18 protein-coding genes and 1 other RNA gene are annotated in these 22663 nt (G+C 49.6%); 6 read left to right on the top strand and 13 right to left on the bottom strand.

Translation table 11 applies throughout. The features are described 5' to 3' along the window. Positions 1–9 precede the first annotated feature (9 nt). Positions 10–2091, bottom strand: coding sequence for an ATP-dependent zinc metalloprotease FtsH (gene ftsH, locus DW922_RS03415; protein ID WP_118725788.1), 2082 nt, complete (start codon positions 2089–2091; stop codon positions 10–12). A 229-nt stretch (positions 2092–2320) separates the two neighbouring features. Here ftsH and DW922_RS03410 point away from each other — a divergent pair, with 229 nt between their 5' ends. The 3 genes from DW922_RS03410 to DW922_RS03400 all read left to right on the top strand — a co-directional run bounded on the left by DW922_RS03410 (position 2321) and on the right by DW922_RS03400 (position 5465). Next, positions 2321–3934, top strand: a complete 1614-nt coding sequence (locus tag DW922_RS03410; protein WP_118725787.1) for a CTP synthase — start codon at positions 2321–2323, stop codon at positions 3932–3934. 292 nt (positions 3935–4226) lie between these two features. Further along, positions 4227–5015 (top strand): hypothetical protein, encoded by a 789-nt coding sequence (locus DW922_RS03405; RefSeq protein ID WP_195714990.1) that lies wholly within the window; start codon positions 4227–4229, stop codon positions 5013–5015. A gap of 156 nt (positions 5016–5171) precedes the next feature. Further along, positions 5172–5465, top strand: a complete 294-nt coding sequence (locus tag DW922_RS03400) for a hypothetical protein (RefSeq protein ID WP_118718405.1) — start codon at positions 5172–5174, stop codon at positions 5463–5465. A 12-nt stretch (positions 5466–5477) separates the two neighbouring features. Here DW922_RS03400 and DW922_RS03395 read toward each other — a convergent pair whose 3' ends face one another. The 8 genes from DW922_RS03395 to ssrS form a co-directional block, all read right to left on the bottom strand. Then, a complete protein-coding gene (locus DW922_RS03395; RefSeq protein WP_118718406.1) occupies positions 5478–6023 on the bottom strand; it encodes a DUF5662 family protein in 546 nt (181 codons plus the stop codon). Positions 6024–6102: 79 nt separating this feature from the next. Then, positions 6103–6984, bottom strand: coding sequence for an Hsp33 family molecular chaperone HslO (hslO, locus tag DW922_RS03390; protein ID WP_118725785.1), 882 nt, complete (start codon positions 6982–6984; stop codon positions 6103–6105). A 94-nt stretch (positions 6985–7078) separates the two neighbouring features. After that, positions 7079–7831 (bottom strand): class I SAM-dependent methyltransferase, encoded by a 753-nt coding sequence (locus DW922_RS03385; RefSeq protein ID WP_118725784.1) that lies wholly within the window; start codon positions 7829–7831, stop codon positions 7079–7081. 160 nt (positions 7832–7991) lie between these two features. Continuing rightward, positions 7992–8504 carry an SEC-C metal-binding domain-containing protein gene (locus DW922_RS03380; RefSeq protein WP_118718408.1) on the bottom strand — a complete coding sequence of 171 codons (513 nt, stop codon included), beginning with the start codon at positions 8502–8504 and terminating at the stop codon, positions 7992–7994. Positions 8505–8690: 186 nt separating this feature from the next. Next, positions 8691–9908, bottom strand: coding sequence for a 6-phosphofructokinase (locus DW922_RS03375; RefSeq protein ID WP_118718409.1), 1218 nt, complete (start codon positions 9906–9908; stop codon positions 8691–8693). Positions 9909–10172: 264 nt separating this feature from the next. Next, positions 10173–12449: a SpoIID/LytB domain-containing protein gene (locus DW922_RS03370; RefSeq protein ID WP_118725783.1), complete on the bottom strand. Its 2277-nt coding sequence runs from the start codon at positions 12447–12449 to the stop codon at positions 10173–10175. After that, entirely contained in the window at positions 12446–13693 is a 1248-nt protein-coding gene (locus tag DW922_RS03365; protein ID WP_118718412.1) for an AI-2E family transporter, read from the bottom strand. Before DW922_RS03365 ends, DW922_RS03370 begins: the two co-directional genes overlap by 4 nt. Before the next feature lie 147 nt (positions 13694–13840). Then, positions 13841–14018, bottom strand: a non-coding RNA gene (gene ssrS / locus DW922_RS03360) — 6S RNA. A gap of 220 nt (positions 14019–14238) precedes the next feature. Between ssrS and DW922_RS03355 the strand changes: the two genes are divergently transcribed. After that, a complete protein-coding gene (locus tag DW922_RS03355) occupies positions 14239–15174 on the top strand; it encodes a radical SAM protein (RefSeq protein WP_118725782.1) in 936 nt (311 codons plus the stop codon). A gap of 111 nt (positions 15175–15285) precedes the next feature. Here DW922_RS03355 and DW922_RS03350 read toward each other — a convergent pair whose 3' ends face one another. From DW922_RS03350 to DW922_RS03335, 4 genes are all read right to left on the bottom strand, one after another. After that, positions 15286–16068 (bottom strand): N-acetylmuramoyl-L-alanine amidase, encoded by a 783-nt coding sequence (locus DW922_RS03350; RefSeq protein ID WP_118725781.1) that lies wholly within the window; start codon positions 16066–16068, stop codon positions 15286–15288. 101 nt (positions 16069–16169) lie between these two features. Continuing rightward, entirely contained in the window at positions 16170–16601 is a 432-nt protein-coding gene (locus DW922_RS03345; protein ID WP_118718414.1) for an Lrp/AsnC family transcriptional regulator, read from the bottom strand. A gap of 208 nt (positions 16602–16809) precedes the next feature. Further along, complete coding sequence (locus DW922_RS03340) at positions 16810–17727, bottom strand: type II CAAX endopeptidase family protein (protein ID WP_182436774.1); 918 nt, start codon at positions 17725–17727, stop codon at positions 16810–16812. Positions 17728–17731: 4 nt separating this feature from the next. Then, on the bottom strand, positions 17732–19834 hold the full coding sequence (locus DW922_RS03335) for an elongation factor G (RefSeq protein WP_118725780.1): 2103 nt from the start codon (positions 19832–19834) through the stop codon (positions 17732–17734). Between the two features lie 295 nt (positions 19835–20129). Here DW922_RS03335 and DW922_RS03330 point away from each other — a divergent pair, with 295 nt between their 5' ends. After that, positions 20130–21230, top strand: coding sequence for a prephenate dehydrogenase (locus DW922_RS03330; protein WP_118725779.1), 1101 nt, complete (start codon positions 20130–20132; stop codon positions 21228–21230). A 104-nt stretch (positions 21231–21334) separates the two neighbouring features. Further along, positions 21335–22609, top strand: a complete 1275-nt coding sequence (aroA, locus tag DW922_RS03325; RefSeq protein WP_118725778.1) for a 3-phosphoshikimate 1-carboxyvinyltransferase — start codon at positions 21335–21337, stop codon at positions 22607–22609. Positions 22610–22663 lie beyond the last annotated feature (54 nt).

Raw genomic sequence — 22663 nt, 5'->3', positions numbered from 1 at the left:
GCATAATATCTATTTTGTTTTTTCGTTCTCTGAAGCATCGGTCGCTGCCTCTGTGCTTTCCTGCTTCTGCGCGTCGGCTGCTGCCTCCGTGCTTGCATGCTCCGGTACGCCAGTCACTTCTTGCATGCCTTCGTTCTCCAGTGCGTCAGTCACGTCTTCCGTGCCAGCCTGCTCCGGTGCTCCAGCCAGCTGTCCGCTCTGGGCTTCTCCCTCCGGATGGTCCTCCGGCTCCGGGATTCCCTTGCACTTGCGGAAAATCTGCATGAATTCTTTTCCAGTGATCGTCTCTTTTTCAATCAGGAATACGGCGATCTGGTCCATGACATCGCGGTTCTCTGTCAGAAGCCGTTTTGCTTCTTCGTAAGCATCCTTTAAGATCCGCATGACTTCGTCATCGACTGCTGCTGCCGTTGCCTCGCCGCAATCCATGACCACGCGGCCAGACAGGTACTGATCCTGCTGCTTTGCGATTCCCATTAAACCAAATTTTTCGGACATACCGTACTGGGTGATCATAGCCCGGGCGATCCCAGTCGCTTTTTCAATATCATTGGATGCACCTGTTGTCACAGAATCGAACACAATTTCTTCTGCAGCGCGGCCAGCCAGTGCAACTACCATCTGTGCCTGCAACTCTTTTTTACTCTGTAAATACTTTTCTTCCTCTGGAACATTTAAGACATATCCCAGTGCCCCCATGGTTCTCGGCACAATGGTGATCTTCTGGACCGGCTCAGCATCCTTCTGCAAGGCACTGACCAGTGCATGTCCTACCTCATGGTACGAAACAATGCTCCGTTCCTCCCTGCTGAGCACCCGGTCTTTCTTTTCCTTTCCGACCAGAACTACCTCTACAGCCTCAAAAAGGTCCTTCTGGCACACAGCCGCACGGCCATTTTTAACAGCCAGGATTGCAGCCTCATTAATCATATTTGCCAGGTCCGAACCAACCGCACCTGCGGTTGCAAGGGCGATCGCATGCAGATCTACCGTTTCATCCAGGGCTACATTTTTCGCGTGAACCTTTAAGATCTCCACACGGCCCTTGAGATCCGGGCGGTCAACAACGACACGGCGGTCAAAGCGTCCCGGACGGAGAAGTGCCGGATCCAGAACCTCCGGGCGGTTGGTAGCTGCCAAGATCAGAAGACCCTTAGAGGTATCCATACCATCCATCTCGGAAAGAAGCTGGTTTAAGGTCTGCTGCTGCTCTGACTCCCCGCCGCCGCTTCCGCCGCTGCGGCTCCGGCCAATGGAATCGATCTCGTCGATAAAGATGATACACGGGGAGTTCTGCTGTGCCTGCTTAAACAGATTGCGGACACGGGATGCGCCGACGCCGACATACATTTCCATGAAATCCGAACCGGAAAGGAAAAAGAACGGAACCTCCGCCTCACCGGCTACTGCCTTTGCGAGCAATGTCTTACCGGTTCCCGGAGGGCCTACGAGCAGGGCACCCTTTGGCAGCTTCGCACCGATGTGCGTATATTTTCCAGGGTTATGAAGGAAATCCACCAGCTCTACCAGGGATTCCTTCGCCTCGTCTTCTCCAGCTACATCTGCGAAGGTAACACCCGTCTCCTTTTCCATATACATTTTGGCAGTGCTCTTGCCGACCCCGCCCATGCGCTTCATCATAAAATTCATCATGATGACGATCAGTAAAAATGGAAGGACAAAGCTTACCAGGGATTCGATCATGGCCATACCGTCCTGACGCTCCCTGCGGATCTCCACACCGCCGGCAAGCAGCCGGTCTGCCAGTTTATAATCCCGTTCGACCGGTACGGTATAGGTTTTTAAGATCGGGTTGAACTGCTCAGAATCCTCCTTATACTGGATGTCGATCTGGGAATTCTTAATGGTTACGGCCTTTACATCCCCATGCTCTACCTCTGAGATAAATTCGTCGTAGGTGATCTCCTTCTGACTCTTATCGGCCATATAGCCTCTCATAAAGCCTGCGATCGCAAACGTGATAAAAGCTGCGATCAGGACGATCAGAAGCTGGTTTTTTGGAAATTTGCCGTTGCCGTCATTCTTTCCATTGTTGCCGTCCTGCGGCTGCTGACTCTGTTGGTTATCCATAAACGGTCATTCTCCTGTTTTTTATTTAGGCGATAAAATGCCATTTTGCATTTATGAACCATTATAAAGGTAGTTTTCACATAAATCAAGAAAACTCCACTTAAAAAAATAAAGTTTTAAAAAAATGCCTAGATTTTAGCATATCACAGTTGTATAATGATTGAGTTATTTTTTCGAGAAAGAGTTACACACCCCACATAATCCCATATTATAGCAAGGAGGTTTTACCATGCCTGTAAAGTATGTCTTCGTTACCGGCGGCGTTGTTTCCGGCCTCGGTAAAGGTATTACCGCAGCATCCTTAGGACGTCTGCTGAAAGCGCGCGGTTACAAAGTGACCATGCAAAAATTTGACCCCTATATCAACATCGATCCGGGTACCATGAACCCAGTCCAGCACGGTGAAGTGTTCGTCACCGATGACGGTGCCGAAACTGATCTTGACTTAGGACATTACGAGCGCTTCATCGATGAAAGTCTCACCAAAAACTCCAATGTCACCACCGGTAAGGTATACTGGAGTGTTCTCCAGAAGGAACGCCGCGGTGATTTCGGAGGAGGCACGGTCCAGGTCATTCCCCACATTACCAACGAAATCAAGAGCCGCTTCCACCGCAACTTCTCAACCACAGAAACCGAGATCGCCATCATTGAGGTTGGCGGCACCGTCGGCGATATCGAAAGCCAGCCGTTTTTGGAAGCGATCCGCCAGTTCCAGCATGAGGTTGGACATGAGAATGCCATTTTGATCCATGTTACCCTTATTCCTTATTTAAAGGCCTCCGGCGAATTAAAGACCAAGCCGACCCAGGCAAGTGTAAAAGACCTGCAGGCTATGGGAATCTGGCCAGACATTCTGGTATGCCGCAGTGAGCATCCGTTAGATGATGGTCTGCGCAGCAAGATTGCCCTCTTCTGTAACGTACCGAAAACCCATGTACTCCAGAACCTCGATGTAGAGGTACTTTACGAGGCTCCGCTTGCCATGGAGGAGGAACATCTGGCTGAGGTTGCGTGCCAGTGCTTAAACCTGCCATGCCCTGAGCCGGATCTGACAGAATGGCGTGCGATGATTGATGCCTGGAAGCACCCGGAAAAAGAGGTTACCGTTGCCCTGGTCGGAAAATATATCCAGCTCCACGATGCCTACATCTCTGTTGTGGAATCCTTAAAGCACGGCGGCGTGGCAAACCGTGCCAGTGTCAACATCAAATGGATCGACTCCGAGACCGTAACTGCTGAGAATGTAAATGAGCTTCTTGGCGATGTCAGCGGTATTTTAGTCCCTGGCGGTTTTGGCTCCCGCGGCATCGAAGGAAAGATCCTTGCCATCAAATATGCCCGTGAGCATCAGGTTCCGTTCCTTGGCCTTTGCCTTGGCATGCAGCTTTCCATCGTGGAATTTGCCCGCGACGTGATCGGCTACACCGACGCACACAGTGCAGAGTTAGATCCTTCCACGGTTCATCCGGTCATCCACCTGATGCCAGATCAGGATGGTATCGAGGATATCGGCGGCACCTTACGTCTTGGTTCCTACCCGTGTGTCCTGAATAAAGAGTCCAAGGCCTATGCGCTTTATGGCACGGAAACCATTCATGAACGTCACCGTCACCGTTACGAGGTCAATAACGATTACCGCAACGTGCTCCAGGAACACGGCATGATGCTCTCCGGTATTTCCCCGGATGGCCGCATTGTTGAGATGATCGAGCTCCCGGACCACCCATGGTTCGTGGCAACCCAGGCACATCCTGAGTTAAAATCCAGACCGAACCGTCCGCATCCATTGTTCAGGGGCTTTATCGAAGCTTCCTTAAAATATCAGAAATCACAGAATTAACGTTAACCTTTATGCCGCAGAGATCATGGCTGGTCCCTGCGGCATTCTTTGTATTGCTTCACATTGTTTTCCGAACAGACAGTTACCAACACCGATTTTACACATTCCCATTGCAGAAATTTACCAGCATCGTTTTTACACATTCTCATTACAGAAATCGGTACACGTTTCCGCGTTATCTTACATTTTTCTGAAAAATAAGGGAAACCTCTTGAATCCGTGTTTTTGCAAGGTTATACTGGTTTATGAAAAAAACAAAATCCACAATAACCAAAGAAAGGACTTTTTGATCATGAAAATAAAGCGCTATGTAGCTGCAGCTATGGCTGCAGGTGTGTTAAGTACCGTAAGTCTTGCAACCGGCATCACTGCCCTGGCTGCAACCGGCTGGATCCAGAACGGAAATTCCTATGTCTATTACGATGATAATGGCAGCTTACATAAAGGCTGGATCCAGACCAACGACGGCTACTACTATATGGATCTTTCCACCGGCGTTATGACCACCGGCTTAAAAAAGATCAACGATAAATTATACTATTTCGGCTCCAACGGAATCATGCAGACTGGCCTGATCCACGATGCAGCCTCTGACAAATATTATTACGGACAGTCCGATGGTACTCTTGTGATCGGCTGGCTCAATTTAGACGGCAGCTATTACCACATGGACGAAGATGGTTCCCTGGGTACCGGCTGGAAGACCATCAGCGGTTCCAGATACTACTTCGATCCGGCTTCCGGCAAATGCGCACTGAACATTGCAATGCCGATCGACGGAAACTGGTTCCTGTTTGGCGAAGACGGTAAAATGCAGACTGGCTTCCACAACGTAAACGGCGCAACCTACTACTTCGATCCGTCCAACGGCGTTATGGTTGCAGGCACCACCAAAACCATCAGCGGCGTAAGCTACACCTTCAACGCAGACGGAACCTGCACCACTACCCTGTCCGGTATTCCGTCCCATACAACTGGCACCGAGAGCAGCAATAACAGCCAGCAGTCCTCCCAGGAAAGCACTGCAGACGCTGAGAACGGCAGACAGAATGTCATTGTAGCCGGTTCCTCCAGAAGCTAATCACCAGACGCGCCACCGGTATCTCACCGGTATGAATTTGAAATAAAAAAGTGGACACATTTCCCAAGGGATTTTGGTGTCCACTTTTTATTTCATTCTTTTTCCTGCATGAGCTTCCAGCATCCGGGCATACTGCCCATAAAGGAGATGATTTTCATGAAGGATCTTGTTTTGCAAAATCTTGAGCTCGTAAGAAAAGCCCAGAATGAGCCATCCACGCTCCCACCGTCTAAAATGCCAAAAGAGCTGCCGCCGGAAGAACCGGCAGACAGCCCCAAAAAAGCACCTGTGCAGGACCCATACGGAACCGATGACCCGGACACGCTGGATGTCCGCGCCGCTTCCGTTACCGACTGCACCGGCCTGATTCCATCCGGCACCGATTCCAAAGCAGTTCTGGAATCCTATGCAGAGGTATACCATTATCCCGCCGATATTTTCCACGGATAATGCTTCCAAAAATTAATAGCTTCCCTTTTTTAAAAGCTTCCGGAGATACGCAAAGGTCGTCTTCTCCCCGCGCAGCTTTAACATCATCAAGATTTTTTCCAGCTCCGCTTTCGTTTCCGGGTGCATCGCTCTATCCAGATAAGGGCGTTCTCTCTGGTAATAGTCCCATGCAGCCCCATCGGTATAATCTTTGCCCCGGTAAACCTTACATGCTGCGATCCGGTCCATGACCATTTCCACCAGATAATTTACCGGCATTTTCGCCCCGGCAATCCCCTGGCTGGTTTTTGAAAAATCCATCCAGTATTCAAAATGATGCTTGTTCCGGCCCTTGTGGTGGAGCCATGCGGTAGAATAGCCCTTTTCTTCCCGTTCTGCCGCATTCGGGCTGCGGTCTCCCTGGTAATAATGAACACCAGTCAGAAATTCTGCCGGGCTGTACTTTGAGAGATCATGAAGCAGTCCCTGTTTATATAACCCCACACGAAAGCAGTTCTGCATGACCAGCAGCTTATGCTGTGTGATCGTACAAAAATGGTGCCACGCCTTATGCTCCATCCTTAAAACCTCCTAGTCTTTCATGTTTCTTTCCTAACGATTCTGTCGTTTCACCATGATACACCAGCCACGATGCTTCTTAGCGGCTTGCTTTCTCCAGTAAGCCCTTCAGCTCGTCCACTGTAACCGGGTAGTGTTTATTGCAGAAATGACAGTTCATCTCGATGGTCTTACCTTCATCAATCATCTCCTGCAGTTCTTTCTTTCCAATGCTGATCAATGCCTTCTCTATGCGCTCCCTGGAGCAATTGCAGGCAAACTGCGCCGGCATCTTATCCAGGATCTCCAGACCGAAATCACCAAGAATATGTTCCAGGATCATCTCCGGGGTATTGCCTGCATCCAGCAGGGAGGTAATGGAGGTGATCTCCTTTAAGCGGGTCTCCAGGGTAGAAATAACCTCCTCAGAAGCTCCCGGGAGAAGCTGTAAGATAAATCCCCCCGCCTGGCGGACGGTGTTGTCCTTATTCATCAGCACGCCCAGGGCTACGCTGGAAGGAGTCTGCTCAGAGGTTGCAAAATAATAGGTCAGATCCTCCGCGATCTCACTGGTCACCAGAATGGTCTGGCCGACATACGGCTCCTTTAAGCCGATGTCTTTGATCACGCTGAGCACGCCGATACCCAGGGCACCGCCAACATCCAGCTTCCCCTTCTCATTCGGCGGAAGCATAACCTCCGGATGGTAGGCATAGCCCTTCACATCGCCTTTGGAATCTGCCGTCACAGTCAGACCGCCGATCGGACCGTCCCCCTCAATTTTAATGGTGAGAAGATCGTTGGCGCCCTTCATCATAACGCCCATCATGGCACCAGCCGTCAGAAGACGTCCTAACGCTGCGGTTGCCACTGGACTGGTATTGTGCGCCTGACGCGCATATTCAGTTAATTCTCTTGTAGTCGCAGCAAAGGCACGGATCTGTCCCTCGGCCGCAGTTGCTCTGATAATATAGTCTGACATATGTCGTTCCTCCTTTTTATGGATACAATTCCCTTTTTATGGATACAATTCCGGATTTTCTTTTCCGTCCATCTTTATGGGCAACACACATAAGTTATTTTCCGCATTCCCGCACAACAAAATAAACACGGTCACTGTCTTCTCTCGGCGGCTTTCTGGTAAAGGCATCATACACAGCTACAAGCTCCATGCCTGCCTCTTTCACAGCCTCCTTCACCTCGCTGATCGCAAAAGCCTTCTGGTAATGCGTCTCTTCATATTTAGAATACCGCCCATCCTCCTCACGGATAAACAGCGTCAGATCGTACTCATTGACCATTTCCGCTTCATCGAAATAGTTTTCCCAGATGAAGCTGCTTTCTTCCCGGTTCTCTGCAATCGTCTGCTCCCCTAACTGTTCCCGGTATTTGTAGACGGTATTCATATCAAAAATAAATACGCCCTTTGGATCCAGATAGTTGTTTGCAAGCTTTAAGACCTGCACCAGGTCCTCATGATCCTCCAGGTAATTCATGGAATCACAGATACTGACGATGGCGCGGACCGTACCATACAGTTCAAACTCCCGCATATCCTGCTGCAGATATAAAATCTGCTGCGGCTCTTCCATCTCATGCTCCAATGCTATCTCTAGCATCTCCTCGGAAAGATCCACACCGATCATATCGTAGCCCTTTTTTGCAAGAAGCCGCGTCAGCTTTCCGGTACCACATCCAAGATCCAAGACAAGACCATCCGTCACACCGTATTCTTTTAAAAGGCTGGTCACATAATCACACCAGTCCCTGTATGGAATATTGTCCATGAACAGATCGTACACAGACGCAAAACCTGTATATGCCTCCATGCTTCAAACCTCCTTCGAATACTTGTTGCTGCAAGAAGCCGGATTACCGGATTCTCACGCTCACGAATTGGCAGAGGCGTCACTGGCACCTCCCTGATATGCAATGCAAAGAAAAGCAGGAACGTCCAATAGACACTCCTGCTTACCGTTCATCGATTCCTTATGCGTTCTTACCGCAGCACTTTTTGTATTTCTTGCCGCTTCCACACGGACACGGATCGTTCGGGAAAATTTTCTTTTCCTTGCGGATGGTTCCGGAAGCCTTCTGCTGCTTGTAAAGCTCTTTTCTCTTCTCTTCGCTTAAGATGGAGTCCCACTGCGGCAGAGTGTACAGCCATTCTGCTTTTGCCTCTACCATGTTGTAGTAAAGCTTCTCCGGATCGATCTCGATCTTTACCTGGGTGTTCTCATCCATGGTCTCGATCGGGTTCTCATAGCCCTTTAAGCTCTCGTTGATGCCGTCTAAGAAGCCAGTCATGATCAGAACCTCAGTCTGGTACTTATCTGCCAGCTCTTTTACGGTTCCGGAAACAACTTCTGCCGGGTTGCTTAAGATCTGCTCGTAGATACCCTTCTCAATTGTGAAATAGCCAGTCCACAGCTGCTCTCTCTGTTTATCATCTAGACCATTGCCGTAAGCAAGGTTTCTCCAGTTTTCTAATAAGGTTGCCATATTGTATATCCTTCCTTTTTCTATAATCCTGTTCGCACATTAAGGACAACGTGCATATTCCTGATAAGTATATAACATTTCTCAGTATTTTGCAAATCATTTATGCAGAATTTTCAGTCCGGAATGTTCAGAATTTTCAATTCATTTCCTGTTCAAAAAATCTGTCCCTGTAAGCAATGCACTCTTTCACACCTTCCGGTACAGATATTTCGGAATTCCATGCTCCATAGGGCGCTTTGGTTCTCCCTGGATCATCGGCAAAGCATAATCGATGAATGCCTGTGCCACATCACTTCCACCACTGGTGATCCACTCCTGTGGAACCTTTTTTTCCTGGTTGCAGACTTCATTCACATCCACCAGTCGGCACTCCATGCAGTACGGCTCTGCGGTTACCCGTTCAAAGGCTACCATCTGTCCAGTCTTCCCGGATACAGCAGCCCGGACGCCCTCCTGTCCTGCCAGAGCCGCCTCCGTGATATCAGTCTCCGATGCCAGCATGCCACTGCAGCGCTGGCTGACATTCAGCTCCACGGAACGCACCTTGACACCAAAACGGTGCCGGACAAAATTCTCCAGGACCTTACCGCAGCCAGTCAGCATCTTATGGCCAAAATTGTCCACCATGGCTTCATCTCCGTACTCACAGATAAAGGTTCCGGATGCATCGGAAATTCCCTCCGACACGCACACAACTACACTGTTCTGTTTCCCCAGTGCTGCTTTCAGATCCTTTGCAAACTGCTCCAGTTCAAAATCTGCCTCTGGCAGATAGATCAGCACCGGATTGTCTCCCTCGAATTTCCGGGCCAGCACACTGGCTGCCGTAAGCCAGCCGGCATGGCGTCCCATCAGCTCTACAATGGTCACCGCCTTCTGCTGGTACACGGAAGCGTCTAACGCGATCTCCCGCACAGCCGCAGCCACATACTTGGCTGCACTGCCATATCCCGGCGTATGATCCGTCATGATAAGGTCGTTATCGATGGTTTTTGGAATACCGATAAACCGGATATCGCTTCCATGGTGCTTTGCGTACCGGGAAAGCTTGCTGACCGTATCCATGGAATCATTTCCGCCAATATAGAGGAAATATCCGATCTCCATCTGACGGAATTTCTCAAAAACCGTCTCATAAAAGGCATCGGTCAGGTTTTCCGGAAGCTTATAACGGCAGGAGCCTAAAAAGGCTGCCGGGGTCAGCTTTAAAAGCTCCAGATCCTCCCCGGAAAGCTCTGCACCCAGATCCATATAATGATCCTGCAGCAATCCCTCAATTCCATTGATCATGCCGTACACATGACCGATCCCAGGCATCTTCAGCGCTTCCTTCACAACTCCATAAAGACTTGCATTGATCACAGCGGTGGGGCCGCCAGACTGTCCAACTAATAGATTTTTCATTTCTGTCCTCATTTCTGTCTCAATCTGTAACTGATTTCTGGTGTTTCACATGTTTTCTTATTATACGGATATTTGAAAGAATTTGCAACCATGCACTGGATTTTAAAAAAAATTAAGCCCCGGCACATCCAATATGCCGAAGCTTAATAAAAAGGGGAGGATAAGTATTTCTCTTTTCTTTGGTACTACTCCTATTATGTCCTCCCTTTCCTTCTTTATACATCCAATAAAAATTTTTATTGCATTTCCTATTGCAGAAGGCACCTATGACGCATCTGCTGATTCTTTTTCCTCAATCGTTACCCCATCATAAAAATATTTCAGGATTTCTTCATAGTTCACTCCAGTCTTAGCCATGGCCTGTGCCCCGTTCTGGCTCATGCCGACACCATGTCCGTACCCACCGCCGTAAATACGGAACTGTGCGACACCATTCTGATCTGTGCCGACAGCTTCCACAATGAGGAAACCGCTGGGCAGCAGCTCCCAGCCCTCTGAGGTTTTTCCATCACCGCGGTTAATGCTGAGGGAAGAATCGCCAAGGGCACTGCGGATAGCGTTCTGCCCGGTTATGATTCTTTCCCCTTCACTGCCCTTTACCAGAAGCTTCATGGCTACACCGCCCGGCCCACGCTCCGTAACGGAAACATCCGTCACAGTTCCCACTCCGGCTACATGTGCAGCGATCACGTTGCCATTGGTCTTTAAATTCCAGCGGTAAAACGGATAGGAGGCGTCATATGCCGGGAACTCCTTGTTCTTAATAAACTGTGCAAACGCATCTTCGTTTTCAAAGCTTAAGCGGCTTCTGGCGGTCTGAAGGCTCAGGCTCCGCAGATACGGGGTCTGCTCTGGATCACTATCCCAGATTGCTGCATTGGTAGTGGTGCCGCAGGATGTGGAAAAATAATAGGCCGTGACCGGATTTCCGTCATAGTACAACATTTTCCCATAGGTTTCCTGCACCGCCTGCGTTGTTTTTGCATCGGTTTCCACATTATTATAGACCTGAAACTGTGTGCTGTCATCGATCTGGGCGCCGTAGGAGCGGTAGCTGTTGCTCTTCATCTGCATATAGGCATAGGTTCTCGCGCAGACTGCCTGGGCCTTTAAGGCTTCCTTTTCATAGCTGGCTGGCATTTCACTCGGCACCACCTTTTTCAGATAATCCTCCAGAGGCAGTTCGTTGACAAGGACCAGCCCTTCCTCTGTGTCTAAGATTTCCAGCCGCCCGGCATAAGACGGATGCCCCTGCGAGCGGTTTAAGCTGGTCACCGTAAGCTCTGTCCCTGTCTCTGGCTCCAGGATCAGGCGCTGTGCGCTGCAGCTTCCATCCCCGGTGGTTACAGATACCATGCTGCCCGGCTCTAATTCTTTTTCTTCCTCTCCCTGAATTTCTTTTACACTTCCAGGACAGCTGATCTCAACCGTCTGATGCGTTTTATCCTGAAAGCCGTCGCCAAGGATCAGGACACGGATCTGTTTGGCAGTATCCTCCCGTTCCTTGATGACTGCACAGATCATTCCCTTCGCAACCACAAACTCCTGGCTGCTGCTTCCCACCAGGATCTCAGAAAGTGGAAGCCGTTTGACATCGCCGTAGGTTTTTAATACCTTATATTCTGTATCGAGCGGCACACTTCCATAGCCCTCCAGCTCAATGGCATCGTCCCGTACAGAAAGCACCTTTCCGCTGATCCGCTCTTTTTTTAATGATACCTTTGTGATTTTTCCATGCTCCATACTGATATCTGCCAGGTTGCCGGCCAGCTCTTCCGGCTTTTTGCAGCTTTTCTGAAAGGAAAGCTTTCTCTGGATATTACCGATGTATACCATCAGGCTCTGGCTGTCACCATTCAGGATCCAGACATTGCGGTACAGCGTATTCTGGCCCATATCTTTTTTTACATGGATCAGCTCCCCGTCTCTCACCCACACAGACAGTTCGTGATCGACATAAGAATCCAGGGACAGACCATAAAATGTGACCGTGCCTAAGCTTGTATAAGCGGTCCACGCCGGGCAGCCCTGGATATTTTCCGGTGTCCCGTAAACCTTGATGCTTTCCTCCTGCACTGCCCCGTCCTGATCCACAGCCTTTAAAAATGTCTCGTAAAACAGCCACCAAGTATCTTCCGGACATGCTTTATTTTTGCCATGGCGTTTTTCCAGCGCTGATCCTTTTGTATCGGCCGAGGCTTTTTTTGCGATCTGGGCCGCTTCCAGATACGTCAGGGCACCCTCTGCATGCTCCCGGTCCGCAGGCGTATCTGCCTCATCCAGATATCCTGCTTCATATAAATAATCCAGATACGGAACATACCATTCCCCCATGGCATCTGCCGGGAAATGGGATGCGCCGTATTCTTTTTCCCATGCATTCAGCTCTTCCGGTGATATAAGAGCAAGGGCGACTGACTTTGCAGCCGCCGCCCTGGTAATTCCCGATCTATCCGGTTCACAAAAAAGAATGATACCGATCAAGATCAGAACGATCGCCGGAATTCCAAATATCCAACGGATCATATTTCGTTTTCTCATAAATTCCTCTCGCCCTTGATATAAGTCTTTGCAGTTTCATCGATGTGGTCGAGACCATCGTACTCACGGAGTTTCCCAGACAAAGCTTTTTTTCCAAGTCTCCATCTTGTAAACTCTGCCACAAGACGGTAAATAACTGCAAACGTCGGCACTCCGATGATCATTCCGACAAAGCCCCAGAGGCCTCCGAACAGCAGAATGGAAAAGAGCACCCAGAAGCTGGAAAGTCCCGTGGAATCCCCCAGGATCTTTGGTCCCAGGATATTTCCGTCGAACTGCTGCAAAAGCAGGATAAAAATCAGGAAATAAATGCATTTCACCGGATCCGATAACAGGATCAAAAGTGCACTTGGCACCGCCCCGATAAACGGGCCGAAGAACGGCACGACATTGGTAACACCCACGATCACGCTGACAAGCAGAACATACGGCATATTGGCAAAGCCGAGAAGCACAAAGCAGATCAGGCCGATGATCAAAGAATCGAGCAGCTTTCCAATAATGAACCCACCAAATACATGATGCACATACCTTGCTTCTTCCACTATCTTATTCGCAATCTTTAACGGAAATAACCCATAAATGATCATTTTGACCTGGGCACGCAGCTTTTCCTTCATATTAAGAAGATAGATCATGACGATGAGGCCAATGAGGATATCAAATACCGCATTCACGACCAGAACCACTCCGCTGGAGACTCCTCCAATGATCCGGTAGATGTTTGGCACGACCACGTTGGTTAGCCAGTTCTGGAGATAATCGGCTGCTGCTCCATAATGCTGCATCACCTGCTGCTCCAGGTCTGGGTTATCTGCCAAAACCTTTTCCAGCCAGATCTCCAGATTATTGATGTTTGCCGGCAGGGTGTCCATAACCCCGCGGATGCTGTTGATGAGCTGCGGAATCAGCATAGAAATAAGTCCTACCACCACAGCCACCAGAAGTAACAGGCTTGCTACGGTCCCAAGAAAGCCGCCTAAGCTTTTCCGGCTTTTTTCTGCCGGGATCACCTTCTCTGTCAGCTTCATAACTGCCCCCTGTACCCGGTTATAAACCGGTGTCAGCAGATAGGCAAACACTGCCCCATAGATCACCGGTGCCAGGATCTTGGCGATCTTTTTTCCAAGCGCAGCCACGAGTGACCATCGGATCGCTACAAATACAGCAGCGACCAGAAGCAAAAGCACTACCAGTGCTGTAACGCCCCAGCATATATATGTGCGGTACTTATCATTTTTCATGGTATTTTCCTTTCCAATATGTAGTTCCATAACAGAACTGCAAAGCTGCCAGACGCAGGCACTGTTATCATCATCGGACGCGCCACTGGCGCCTCCTCGATAAGCGATGTAATAAAAGCAGCGATTTCTCGCTGCTTATTTCTCTTTTGTAATCCCGAATGTGCCGTTCTTACTTATTGACGCCTAGCAAAGCTAGGTGGGCAACCGCATGCAGGCTTCTGCCTTCCACTCTGTGGAGGCCTGACATCTGCCAGCAGATATAGGAATCCCTTAGTCAGTAATGTAGGTTCAAAATGGGTAAGGTTGTCGAACACTTCAGGAATTACTGTCTTTTTTGTTCTGAACTGATTATACAACATATGGTGCTCTTTTTCAAGTTCCTTTTCAAAACATCCTTGACTTTCCATATTGCCATATTGCATATTGCCCTATTCTTGCTTTTTTCGTTTCATTTTTGTATACTGGGCAAAGAATCCGAAAACAATTTTGTTCGTGTTCGCATGCTGCGCAAACAGCAATGCGTTCATTTAGATGGGAGTATCATTATGTCCGAATACACATCAGCTTATTTTCAGGAACAGATTCATCACTGCCAGCTCTGTCCACGCATGTGCGGGGTTGACCGCACGGTAAAGCAGGGCTTTTGCCAGGCACCGGCCGGTGCCGTTGCTGCCCGGGCTGCCTTGCATTTCTGGGAGGAGCCCTGCATCAGCGGTACCCGGGGAAGCGGCACAGTATTTTTCAGCGGCTGTACGCTGCGCTGCTGCTTCTGCCAAAACTACCGGATCAGCCGCGAGCTGTACGGAAAAGCACTTACCACCCGGGAGCTGGCCGATACCTTTTTGCGGCTGCAGGATCAGGGGGCCAATAACATCAGCCTGGTAACTGCCACCCATTTTCTCCCCTGGATCCTTCCGGCCCTGGATCTGGTCCGGGACCGTCTTTTCATTCCTGTTGTCTATAATTGCGGCGGCTATGAACGGGTAGAAACCATTGACGCCTTAAAGGATTACGTGGATATCTGGCTGCCAGACCTCAAATACGAAAGCTCTGACCTTTCTGCCCGCTATTCTCAGGCTCCGTTCTATTTCCAGACCGCCACAAAAGCCATCTCGCAGATGATCCGGCAGACCGGTGCGCCAAAGCTTCGGACCATACCAGGGGAAGCTGCCCCGGTCATGGAACGCGGTGTGATCATCCGTCATCTTGTACTGCCCGGGCAAAAAGAGGACTCCATCCGCCTGATGCACTGGCTGGCAGATTCCCTGCCACAAAATAGCTTTTATATTAGCCTTATGAGCCAGTATACCCCTTACGAAAAGAACCCACAGTTTCCAGAGCTGAACCGCCGCATCACCAGCTACGAATACCAGAAGGTTGTGGACGCTGCATTGGAGCTGGGGCTCACCCAGGGTTTTATGCAGGAAAAAAGCAGTGCAAAGGAGGAATATACCCCTGCATTTGATTTAGAAGGCCTGTAGATCTGCCGCACGTTCCTGCAGGCTGTCATATGATTCCTGTTCGTGGACACTCAGTACACAGTCCAGATTGCCAGGAAAGATTTTCCATGCATGGCGCCTGTTTACAGACACTCAGTACACGGCCGGCTCCTGCACCAGCAGGGTGAGATACCCGGCCATGCGCAATGTTTTTTCCATCCATGCTGCATTATCCAGATTGAGATAAGCCCCGACCCGCACCTTGTACAGGCCGTCCTGAAAGACCAGAAATGCCGGATAACCTGCTGCCTGCAGCTGACTGAGCAGAGCCTGTGCAAGCTCCTTCTGCCCATAGGCTCCTACCTGGATCTGATAGTATTCCGGCTGTCCTTCCTGTCCGTTCACAGTTTTTAGGATCCCATCTGCAATAGCCTGGGCTGTCTGTTCAAACTGTGCATCAAACCTCTGGTTATCCGCCTCATTGTCGAGGAAGCCAGCCTCAACCAGAACAGCCGGCATCTCCGTTTTCCGGAGGACGATCAGTCCGGGGCGCTCAATCGTTCCCAGATCATTCCAGCCTGCCTGCCTAAGCTCTGTATTGATGTTAGCCGCCAGACGTTCTGCCTCCCCGTCCTTCGAAAAGATCAGAGTCTCTGTCCCGGAAGCTGTCCCGGGAACCGGCATGGCATTTCTATGAAAGGAAACAAAATAATCTGCATCCCAGTTGTTTGCCATCTGGGCCTTCTGAAGCGGCGTCTGGTACACATCCTGCACTCTTGTATAGCCTACATCTACACCATTTTCGCTCAAAATCTGTCCTACTGCCAGAGTCATCCGCAAATTGTCATTTTTCTCCCGGCGTCCCTGATAGACTGCTCCGGGATCTGTTTCCCCGCCATGACCGGCATCCAGGATCACCTTTTTTATTTCTGCCAAAAAAATACTTCCTTTCCATTTTGTATTCTTCTATTACAATATGAAAAGGAAGTAATTCTGGTTCTACCCTTATTCATTACCAGATGGGCTGTCCCAGTCTTTTATACCGCAACTCCACGCGGCCCCACATGCGTGGAAAACACGATCTGTGTGCTGGTTTTTCCAAACTTCTGCAGCTGCCCGATAAAAACATCTAACTCCATGGTACTCTGGAATGCAACCTTTAACAGCATGGAATATGCCCCTGTTACGCAATTGCATTCAAGCACATTCGGAACACTTTCCGCATAGGCATAAAACTGCGGCTTTTCCTCCGGCACTACGTCAAGGTTGATAAACGCGATGATGTGGTATCCAAGCTTCTCCGGATCGATCATTGCATGGTAACCGGCGATCACTCCATCCTTTTCCAGCTTTTCAATCCGGGCAGAAACAGCCGGGGAGGAAAGAAAGGTATTCTCCGCTATGGTCTTTAAGGAAACACGCGCATTATCCTGCAAAAGCTTTAATATTTTTCTGTCAATATCATCCATAATGGTTTTCTCCTCTCAAATTGGTCCCATGATCCTATGAAATCTCCCAGGACGCAATTTCCTATGATGCAAAGAAAAAAGGCGCCCGAACTCTTTGTTCGAACGCCTTCGCTCTCATAACTTAATCATGTTTTGTATCATACCCTTTTACAGCACACTTGTCAATACAAAAATTTAAGAATAAAAACCACTTGTTAAAATCCGAAAGCTACCCAAAAACAAATAACAGCACACTTCCAGCCAGAAATGCCCAGAAGCCAGGTGCCTTCAGACAGGTCACAAGCATCGGCTCCCTACGGAAAACCCAGCCGCTAAACCACGGGATCTGGCGGTAATGCGATGCCAGCAGGATCACCGAGATCACCATACTGACATAGGCAAAAATATTTAAAAAGCCATACCCGAGAAAAGCAAACAGATTTCCTGCCTCTGAGCCCTGGGATAACACCATGGGAAGCACTCCTCCCATGAGATTGATGAGCATATGCAGCGCAATGTTATAGCGGATCCGGCCGGTCGTGCTGTACAGCCAGGCAAAAACCGCACCGAGAACTGCCGCATAAAAAAACTGGTAAAAATTCCCGTGGAACAGGCCAAAAAACAGGCCAGACAAGAGCACTGCTGTTTTCTGCCCGTAAGGGACCAGACGGTCCACCAGATATTTACGGAACACCAGTTCCTCCATAACCGGAGCGATCAGCACTGCCGTTAAAAAGACCATTCCAAGGTCCATCTGACCGATCACATCGGTCACCGGATTGCTGTAATCGGTTCCGCTTATGCTCCCTGCCATTTCCATAAGAATGCTTCCAAGCATATTCCCGATGTAGGTAAGGCCATAGCATAAAACCAGCATCCCCAGAAACTGGCCCATGCTGATCTTCTTTTTTTCTTTCATCTCACAGGACGGGATGCGTCCCATGAGCCAGGCAAACAACGGAAATCCGATTCCGTACATCGCAAATTCTGACACCAGAAGAGCCGCACGCTCAAGCGCACGGCTCTGTCCAAAGATCAGAACAAGCGGCTCTAACAGTGCACCGAAAAAAATCTGTGCTGCCGTAGAGACTGCCAGAAATGCTGTATAAGCCCAGCATATTCTCGATATCTGTCTTCTGGTATCCATAAGATTATACATCCAGCTTGTCGACCTTAGCAGCTCTTGCCTCGACTTCCTTCTTCTGGATATCGCCAGGAGCCTGCTCATAACGGCTGAACTCGTACTCATATAAGCCGATACCGCCGGTCATGGAGCGCAGGTCTGTATTGTAACCAAAGAGCTCGGACATTGGGATGTCTGCCTCAATCACCTGTTTGCCGTGATGATCGGAGTTCATGCCAAGGACACGTCCTCTTCTGCGGTTTAAGTCACCCATAACGTCGCCGGTGAATTTATCCGGGACAGTTACTTTCAAAGATGCAATCGGCTCTAAGAGAACCGGATTTGCATCCATAAAGCCCTTCTTGAATGCCATCATGGCAGCGGTCTTAAATGCCATCTCGGAGGAGTCTACCGGATGGTAAGAACCATCTACCAGGGTTGCCTTTACGCCAACGACCGGATATGCAGCCAGAGGTCCCTTCACGCAGCTCTCTGCAACACCCTTTTCAACTGCCGGGAAGTAGTTCTTCGGAACTGCACCGCCGAAGACTTTCTCTTCAAATACATATGGCTTTTCCAGATCGCCGGACGGCTCAAAGATCATCTTGACGTCGCCGTACTGGCCATGTCCGCCGGACTGCTTCTTATATTTGCCCTGAACCTCTACTTTCTTTCTCAAGGTCTCTCGGAATGCAAATTTCGGCTTGCTCAGCTCGATCTCTACCTTATAGCGGCCTAACAGCTTGCTGACAACCACCTCGAGCTGCTGGTCACCAATGCCGTATAACAGAAGCTGGCGGTTTTCTTTATCGTTCACAGACTTTAAGGTCAGGTCCTCTTCCATCAGCTTTGCCAGTGCGCTGGAAACCTTGTCCTCGTCACCTTTGGTCACGGTCTTATAACGCATGTATGTATACGGAGTGGAGGTCTGCGGTTTGTGGTATACGATCGGTGCGGAACGGAGGGCGATGGTATCGCCGGTCTGGGTCACGCCAAGCTTTGCCACGGCACCGATATCGCCTGCGCGCAGTTCCGATACCTCAATCGTATCCTTACCACGGAGCAGGTACAGCTTGCCGACCTTTTCCTCGGTATCCTTATTGACATTGTAGATGGTGCTGTCCGGTTTTAAGATACCGGTGCAGACCTTCATAAGCGAATATTTACCAATGAACGGGTCTACGATGGTCTTGAACACTCTTGCGGATAAGGAAACCTGGTCGTTGTATTTTGCGGTGAAACGCTCACCGGTGGAAACATCGACACCGATACACTCGAATTTATCCGGGGTCGGAAGGTAACGGTCAATGACCTGTAACAGCGTCTTAAAGCCCTGGCAGTTGATACCGGAGCCCATCAGCACCGGAACAATAGAGCCATCTATCACATGTTCCCGAAGAGCGCCCTGAATTTCTTCCAGTGTAAATTCTTCACCGGAGAAATAGCGCTCCATATATTCCTCACTGGTCTCTGCCACCGCCTCTAAGAGAGCATCTCTGGCAATGCCGAGGTTTTTCTGGGAATAATCAGGAATCTCGCATTCTTCGTAATCGCTTAAATTGGTAAATCGTCTGCCGGCCATTTTGACAACGTTTACATATCCGACAAACTTTTCATTTTCACGGATCGGGAGCTGGAACGGAGCAATGCTTCTGCCGAAGCGTCTCTCTAATTTCAGTACAAGTTCACGGAAGCTTGCATGGTCATCGTCCATGTTGGTGACAAAAATGATGCGTGGCAGTTTGAGCTTATCGCACAGCTCCCATGCCTTTTCCGTGCCGACCTCGATGCCTGCCTTGCAGTTTACAACGATGATCGCTGCATCTGCCACACTGACTGCTTCTTCTACTTCGCCGACGAAGTCAAAATAACCAGGAGTATCCAGGATATTGATCTTCATCATGCCTTCATCGCCCTGATACTCGATCGGGATCAGAGACGTGGAGATGGAAAACTGACGTTTGATTTCTTCCTTGTCGTAGTCGCTGATGGTGTTACCGTCAACAACCTTGCCCATACGCTTGGTGACTCCGGTTACCAGGGCAAGTGCTTCTGCAACCGTCGTCTTGCCGGCCCCGCCGTGGCCAAGTAAAACGACGTTTCGGATCTGTTTTGTACCATAAACGTTCATATGATTCCCTCCTGTACATCAATTTTAGTCTATGACGATATTCTACTAAAAAAGTTTGAAAATTTCAAGTAGAATATACGATTTGCACAAATTATTTTTGGAAAATTTTTCTTTTCGTCTGATACGTCCCTGCTTTTCTGGATTCTTTTCGCTTTTCACTATCGCAGTTTAAAGCAATAAAGCATTGACAACATTTTCATATTATCTTAGAATAGCATTTAGTATTTGCATTACGTATTGGATGTAACGCCGCAGGCGGAATACGGATCCAGTATTATTTCAAGGAGATTCTGACATGAACGACACAACATTTGGATTTATCGGTCTGGGGCTAATCGGCGGCTCGATCGCCAAAGGCATCAAGCGTGCCTGTCCCACAGCCCGGATCATGGCATACATGCGCACCCGCGCAAAGCTGGAGCAGGCGAAAGCCGACGGCATTGTGGATGTTATCTTAGACGGCATTGGGGAGCCTTTAAAGGAATGCGATATCATTTTCCTGTGCACTCCTGTGGAATACAATGCGCAGTACCTGGCACAGATCCGCCCCTTTTTAAAGCCGGGTGCCCTGACCACAGACGTTGGCTCCACAAAGGAAGATATTCATCAGGTTGTCACAAAGCTTGGCATGGAAGAGGTTTTCGTTGGCGGCCACCCGATGGCTGGTTCAGAAAAGACCGGCTATGAAAACGCCACGGATCATCTTCTGGAAAATGCCTATTATATCGTAACCCCTACTGCACATTCTTCCAAAAAAGATACTGACCGCATCGTCGCAGTCGCAAACCTGACCGGTTCCATCCCGATCGTGCTGGACTACCACGAGCATGACCGGATCGTGGCCGCGATCAGCCATCTTCCGCATCTGGTTGCCTCCAGCCTGGTAAACCTGGTCCACGATTCCGACAACAGAGACGAGCTGATGAAGCGTCTTGCTGCAGGCGGATTTAAGGATATCACCCGCATTGCATCCTCTTCCCCGGAAATGTGGGAACAGATCTGCATGACAAACACCGGTAATATCATAAGTATGCTGGAAAACTATATTGCTTCTTTAAACCAGATTCTGGGCTCCTTAAAGGCCAGACAGGGCGAAGACATTTACCATCTTTTTGAGACCTCGCGCACTTACCGCAACTCGATCTCGGAAACACGGCGTGGCTCTGTCACTCCGGAGTACGCCTTTACCGTAGATATCGTGGACGAGCCAGGTGCGATCTCCACCTTATCCTGCATCCTAAGCGCACGCGGCATCAGCATCTGCAACATTGGCATCAACCACAACCGGGAGCAGGGCGACGGTGCTTTAAAGATTGTTTTCTACGATGAAGCAGCCATGCACCAGGCATGGGAACAGCTGAAAAAATATAATTACGAACTGATTCCGAAGCACTAAGCCTTCTAATGGTTTTCTTTTCCTTCACGCTATGTTTTATTTAGAAGGCTTATATTTTAGAAAGCTTATATTTTGGAAGAATCAGGGAAGTGAGGTAATCATTTATGAAATTCACAAAATCAAATGGTCTGCGGGGCGAAGTCACCATTCCGGGCGATAAGTCCATCTCCCACCGCAGCGTCATGTTCGGCTCCCTCGCAAAGGGCATCACAAGGATCACAGGCTTTCTGCAGGGTGCAGACTGCTTATCCACCATAGCATGCTTCCAGAAGATGGGGGTATCCATCGAAAACACCGGCGATACCGTTCTGGTCCACGGAAACGGTCTGCACGGTTTAAAAAAGCCAGATGAGGTTTTAGACTGCGGCAACAGCGGTACCACAACCCGCCTGATCTCCGGCATTCTCTGTGCACAGGATTTTTCCGTAACGCTTACCGGCGATGCCTCCATCCAGAAACGGCCTATGAAACGCATCATGGATCCCTTAAGCCAGATGGGTGCTGACATCCAAAGCATCCATGGAAATGGCTGTGCGCCGCTTGCCATCCACGGAAAGCCGCTGCACGGGATCCACTACCAGTCCCCGGTCGCTTCCGCCCAGGTAAAGTCAGCCATTCTCCTGGCCGGGCTTTACGCCGACGGCGAAACCAGGGTCACAGAGCCATTGCTCTCCCGCAACCATACAGAACTGATGCTAAATGAATTTGGGGCTAATGTGCGCACGGAGGGCACCACCGCTATCATCCAGCCTGCAAGCGAGCTTTTCTCCAAAGAAATCCAGGTTCCGGGCGATATCTCTTCTGCTGCATTTTTCCTCGCGGCAGGACTTATGGTTCCCGGCTCTGAAATCCTTATTAAAAATGTCGGGATCAATCCGACCCGTGACGGCATGATCCGCGTATGCCAGGCTATGGGCGGGGATCTTACCCTCTTAAACAAAAAAGAAAGCGGTGAACCGGTTGCCGATATCCTTGTGCGTTCCTCTTCCCTGCACGGCATGGATATCCACGGTGAGATCATCCCCACCCTGATCGATGAGCTTCCTATGATCGCAGCTATGGCCTGCTTTGCAGAAGGTGACACCATCATCCGTGACGCGGCGGAGCTGAAGGTGAAGGAATCCAACCGCATCGCCGTCATGGTGGAAAGCTTAAGTGCCATGGGCGCTGACGTAGAGGAGACGGAAGACGGCATGATCATACACGGTGGCAAGCCGCTTCACGGTGCCGTCATCGACAGTCATTTAGACCACCGCATTGCCATGACCTTCGCCGTGACTGCCGGTATGGCAGAAGGCGAGACTGAAATTCTCGGCGCAGAATGTGTCAACATCTCCTATCCGGGATTTTACCAGGATCTGGAGAGACTGACCCGGTAGAATTTAACCGGTTCCATCTGTCCTGCGTGCTATCATTTGCCCGGTTACAATCTG

Origin of the sequence: Clostridium sp. AM42-4 (assembly GCF_003480105.1) — a bacterium.
In the GTDB taxonomy this organism is placed as follows: Bacteria; Bacillota; Clostridia; order Lachnospirales; family Lachnospiraceae; genus Brotaphodocola.
Note: the sequence above shows the minus strand (reverse complement) of the source record. Positions and strands in the feature narration are given on the sequence as shown.

What these genes read in the sequence shown, in the direction of transcription:
- ftsH (WP_118725788.1), bottom strand. Translation starts at nt 2,091, where the DNA reads ATGGATAACCAACAGAGTCAGCAGCCGCAGGACGGCAACAATGGAAAG.
- DW922_RS03410 (WP_118725787.1), top strand. Translation starts at nt 2,321, where the DNA reads ATGCCTGTAAAGTATGTCTTCGTTACCGGCGGCGTTGTTTCCGGCCTC.
- DW922_RS03405 (WP_195714990.1), top strand. Translation starts at nt 4,227, where the DNA reads ATGAAAATAAAGCGCTATGTAGCTGCAGCTATGGCTGCAGGTGTGTTA.
- DW922_RS03400 (WP_118718405.1), top strand. Translation starts at nt 5,172, where the DNA reads ATGAAGGATCTTGTTTTGCAAAATCTTGAGCTCGTAAGAAAAGCCCAG.
- DW922_RS03395 (WP_118718406.1), bottom strand. Translation starts at nt 6,023, where the DNA reads ATGGAGCATAAGGCGTGGCACCATTTTTGTACGATCACACAGCATAAG.
- hslO (WP_118725785.1), bottom strand. Translation starts at nt 6,984, where the DNA reads ATGTCAGACTATATTATCAGAGCAACTGCGGCCGAGGGACAGATCCGT.
- DW922_RS03385 (WP_118725784.1), bottom strand. Translation starts at nt 7,831, where the DNA reads ATGGAGGCATATACAGGTTTTGCGTCTGTGTACGATCTGTTCATGGAC.
- DW922_RS03380 (WP_118718408.1), bottom strand. Translation starts at nt 8,504, where the DNA reads ATGGCAACCTTATTAGAAAACTGGAGAAACCTTGCTTACGGCAATGGT.
- DW922_RS03375 (WP_118718409.1), bottom strand. Translation starts at nt 9,908, where the DNA reads ATGAAAAATCTATTAGTTGGACAGTCTGGCGGCCCCACCGCTGTGATC.
- DW922_RS03370 (WP_118725783.1), bottom strand. Translation starts at nt 12,449, where the DNA reads ATGAGAAAACGAAATATGATCCGTTGGATATTTGGAATTCCGGCGATC.
- DW922_RS03365 (WP_118718412.1), bottom strand. Translation starts at nt 13,693, where the DNA reads ATGAAAAATGATAAGTACCGCACATATATATGCTGGGGCGTTACAGCA.
- DW922_RS03355 (WP_118725782.1), top strand. Translation starts at nt 14,239, where the DNA reads ATGTCCGAATACACATCAGCTTATTTTCAGGAACAGATTCATCACTGC.
- DW922_RS03345 (WP_118718414.1), bottom strand. Translation starts at nt 16,601, where the DNA reads ATGGATGATATTGACAGAAAAATATTAAAGCTTTTGCAGGATAATGCG.
- DW922_RS03340 (WP_182436774.1), bottom strand. Translation starts at nt 17,727, where the DNA reads ATGGATACCAGAAGACAGATATCGAGAATATGCTGGGCTTATACAGCA.
- DW922_RS03335 (WP_118725780.1), bottom strand. Translation starts at nt 19,834, where the DNA reads ATGAACGTTTATGGTACAAAACAGATCCGAAACGTCGTTTTACTTGGC.
- DW922_RS03330 (WP_118725779.1), top strand. Translation starts at nt 20,130, where the DNA reads ATGAACGACACAACATTTGGATTTATCGGTCTGGGGCTAATCGGCGGC.
- aroA (WP_118725778.1), top strand. Translation starts at nt 21,335, where the DNA reads ATGAAATTCACAAAATCAAATGGTCTGCGGGGCGAAGTCACCATTCCG.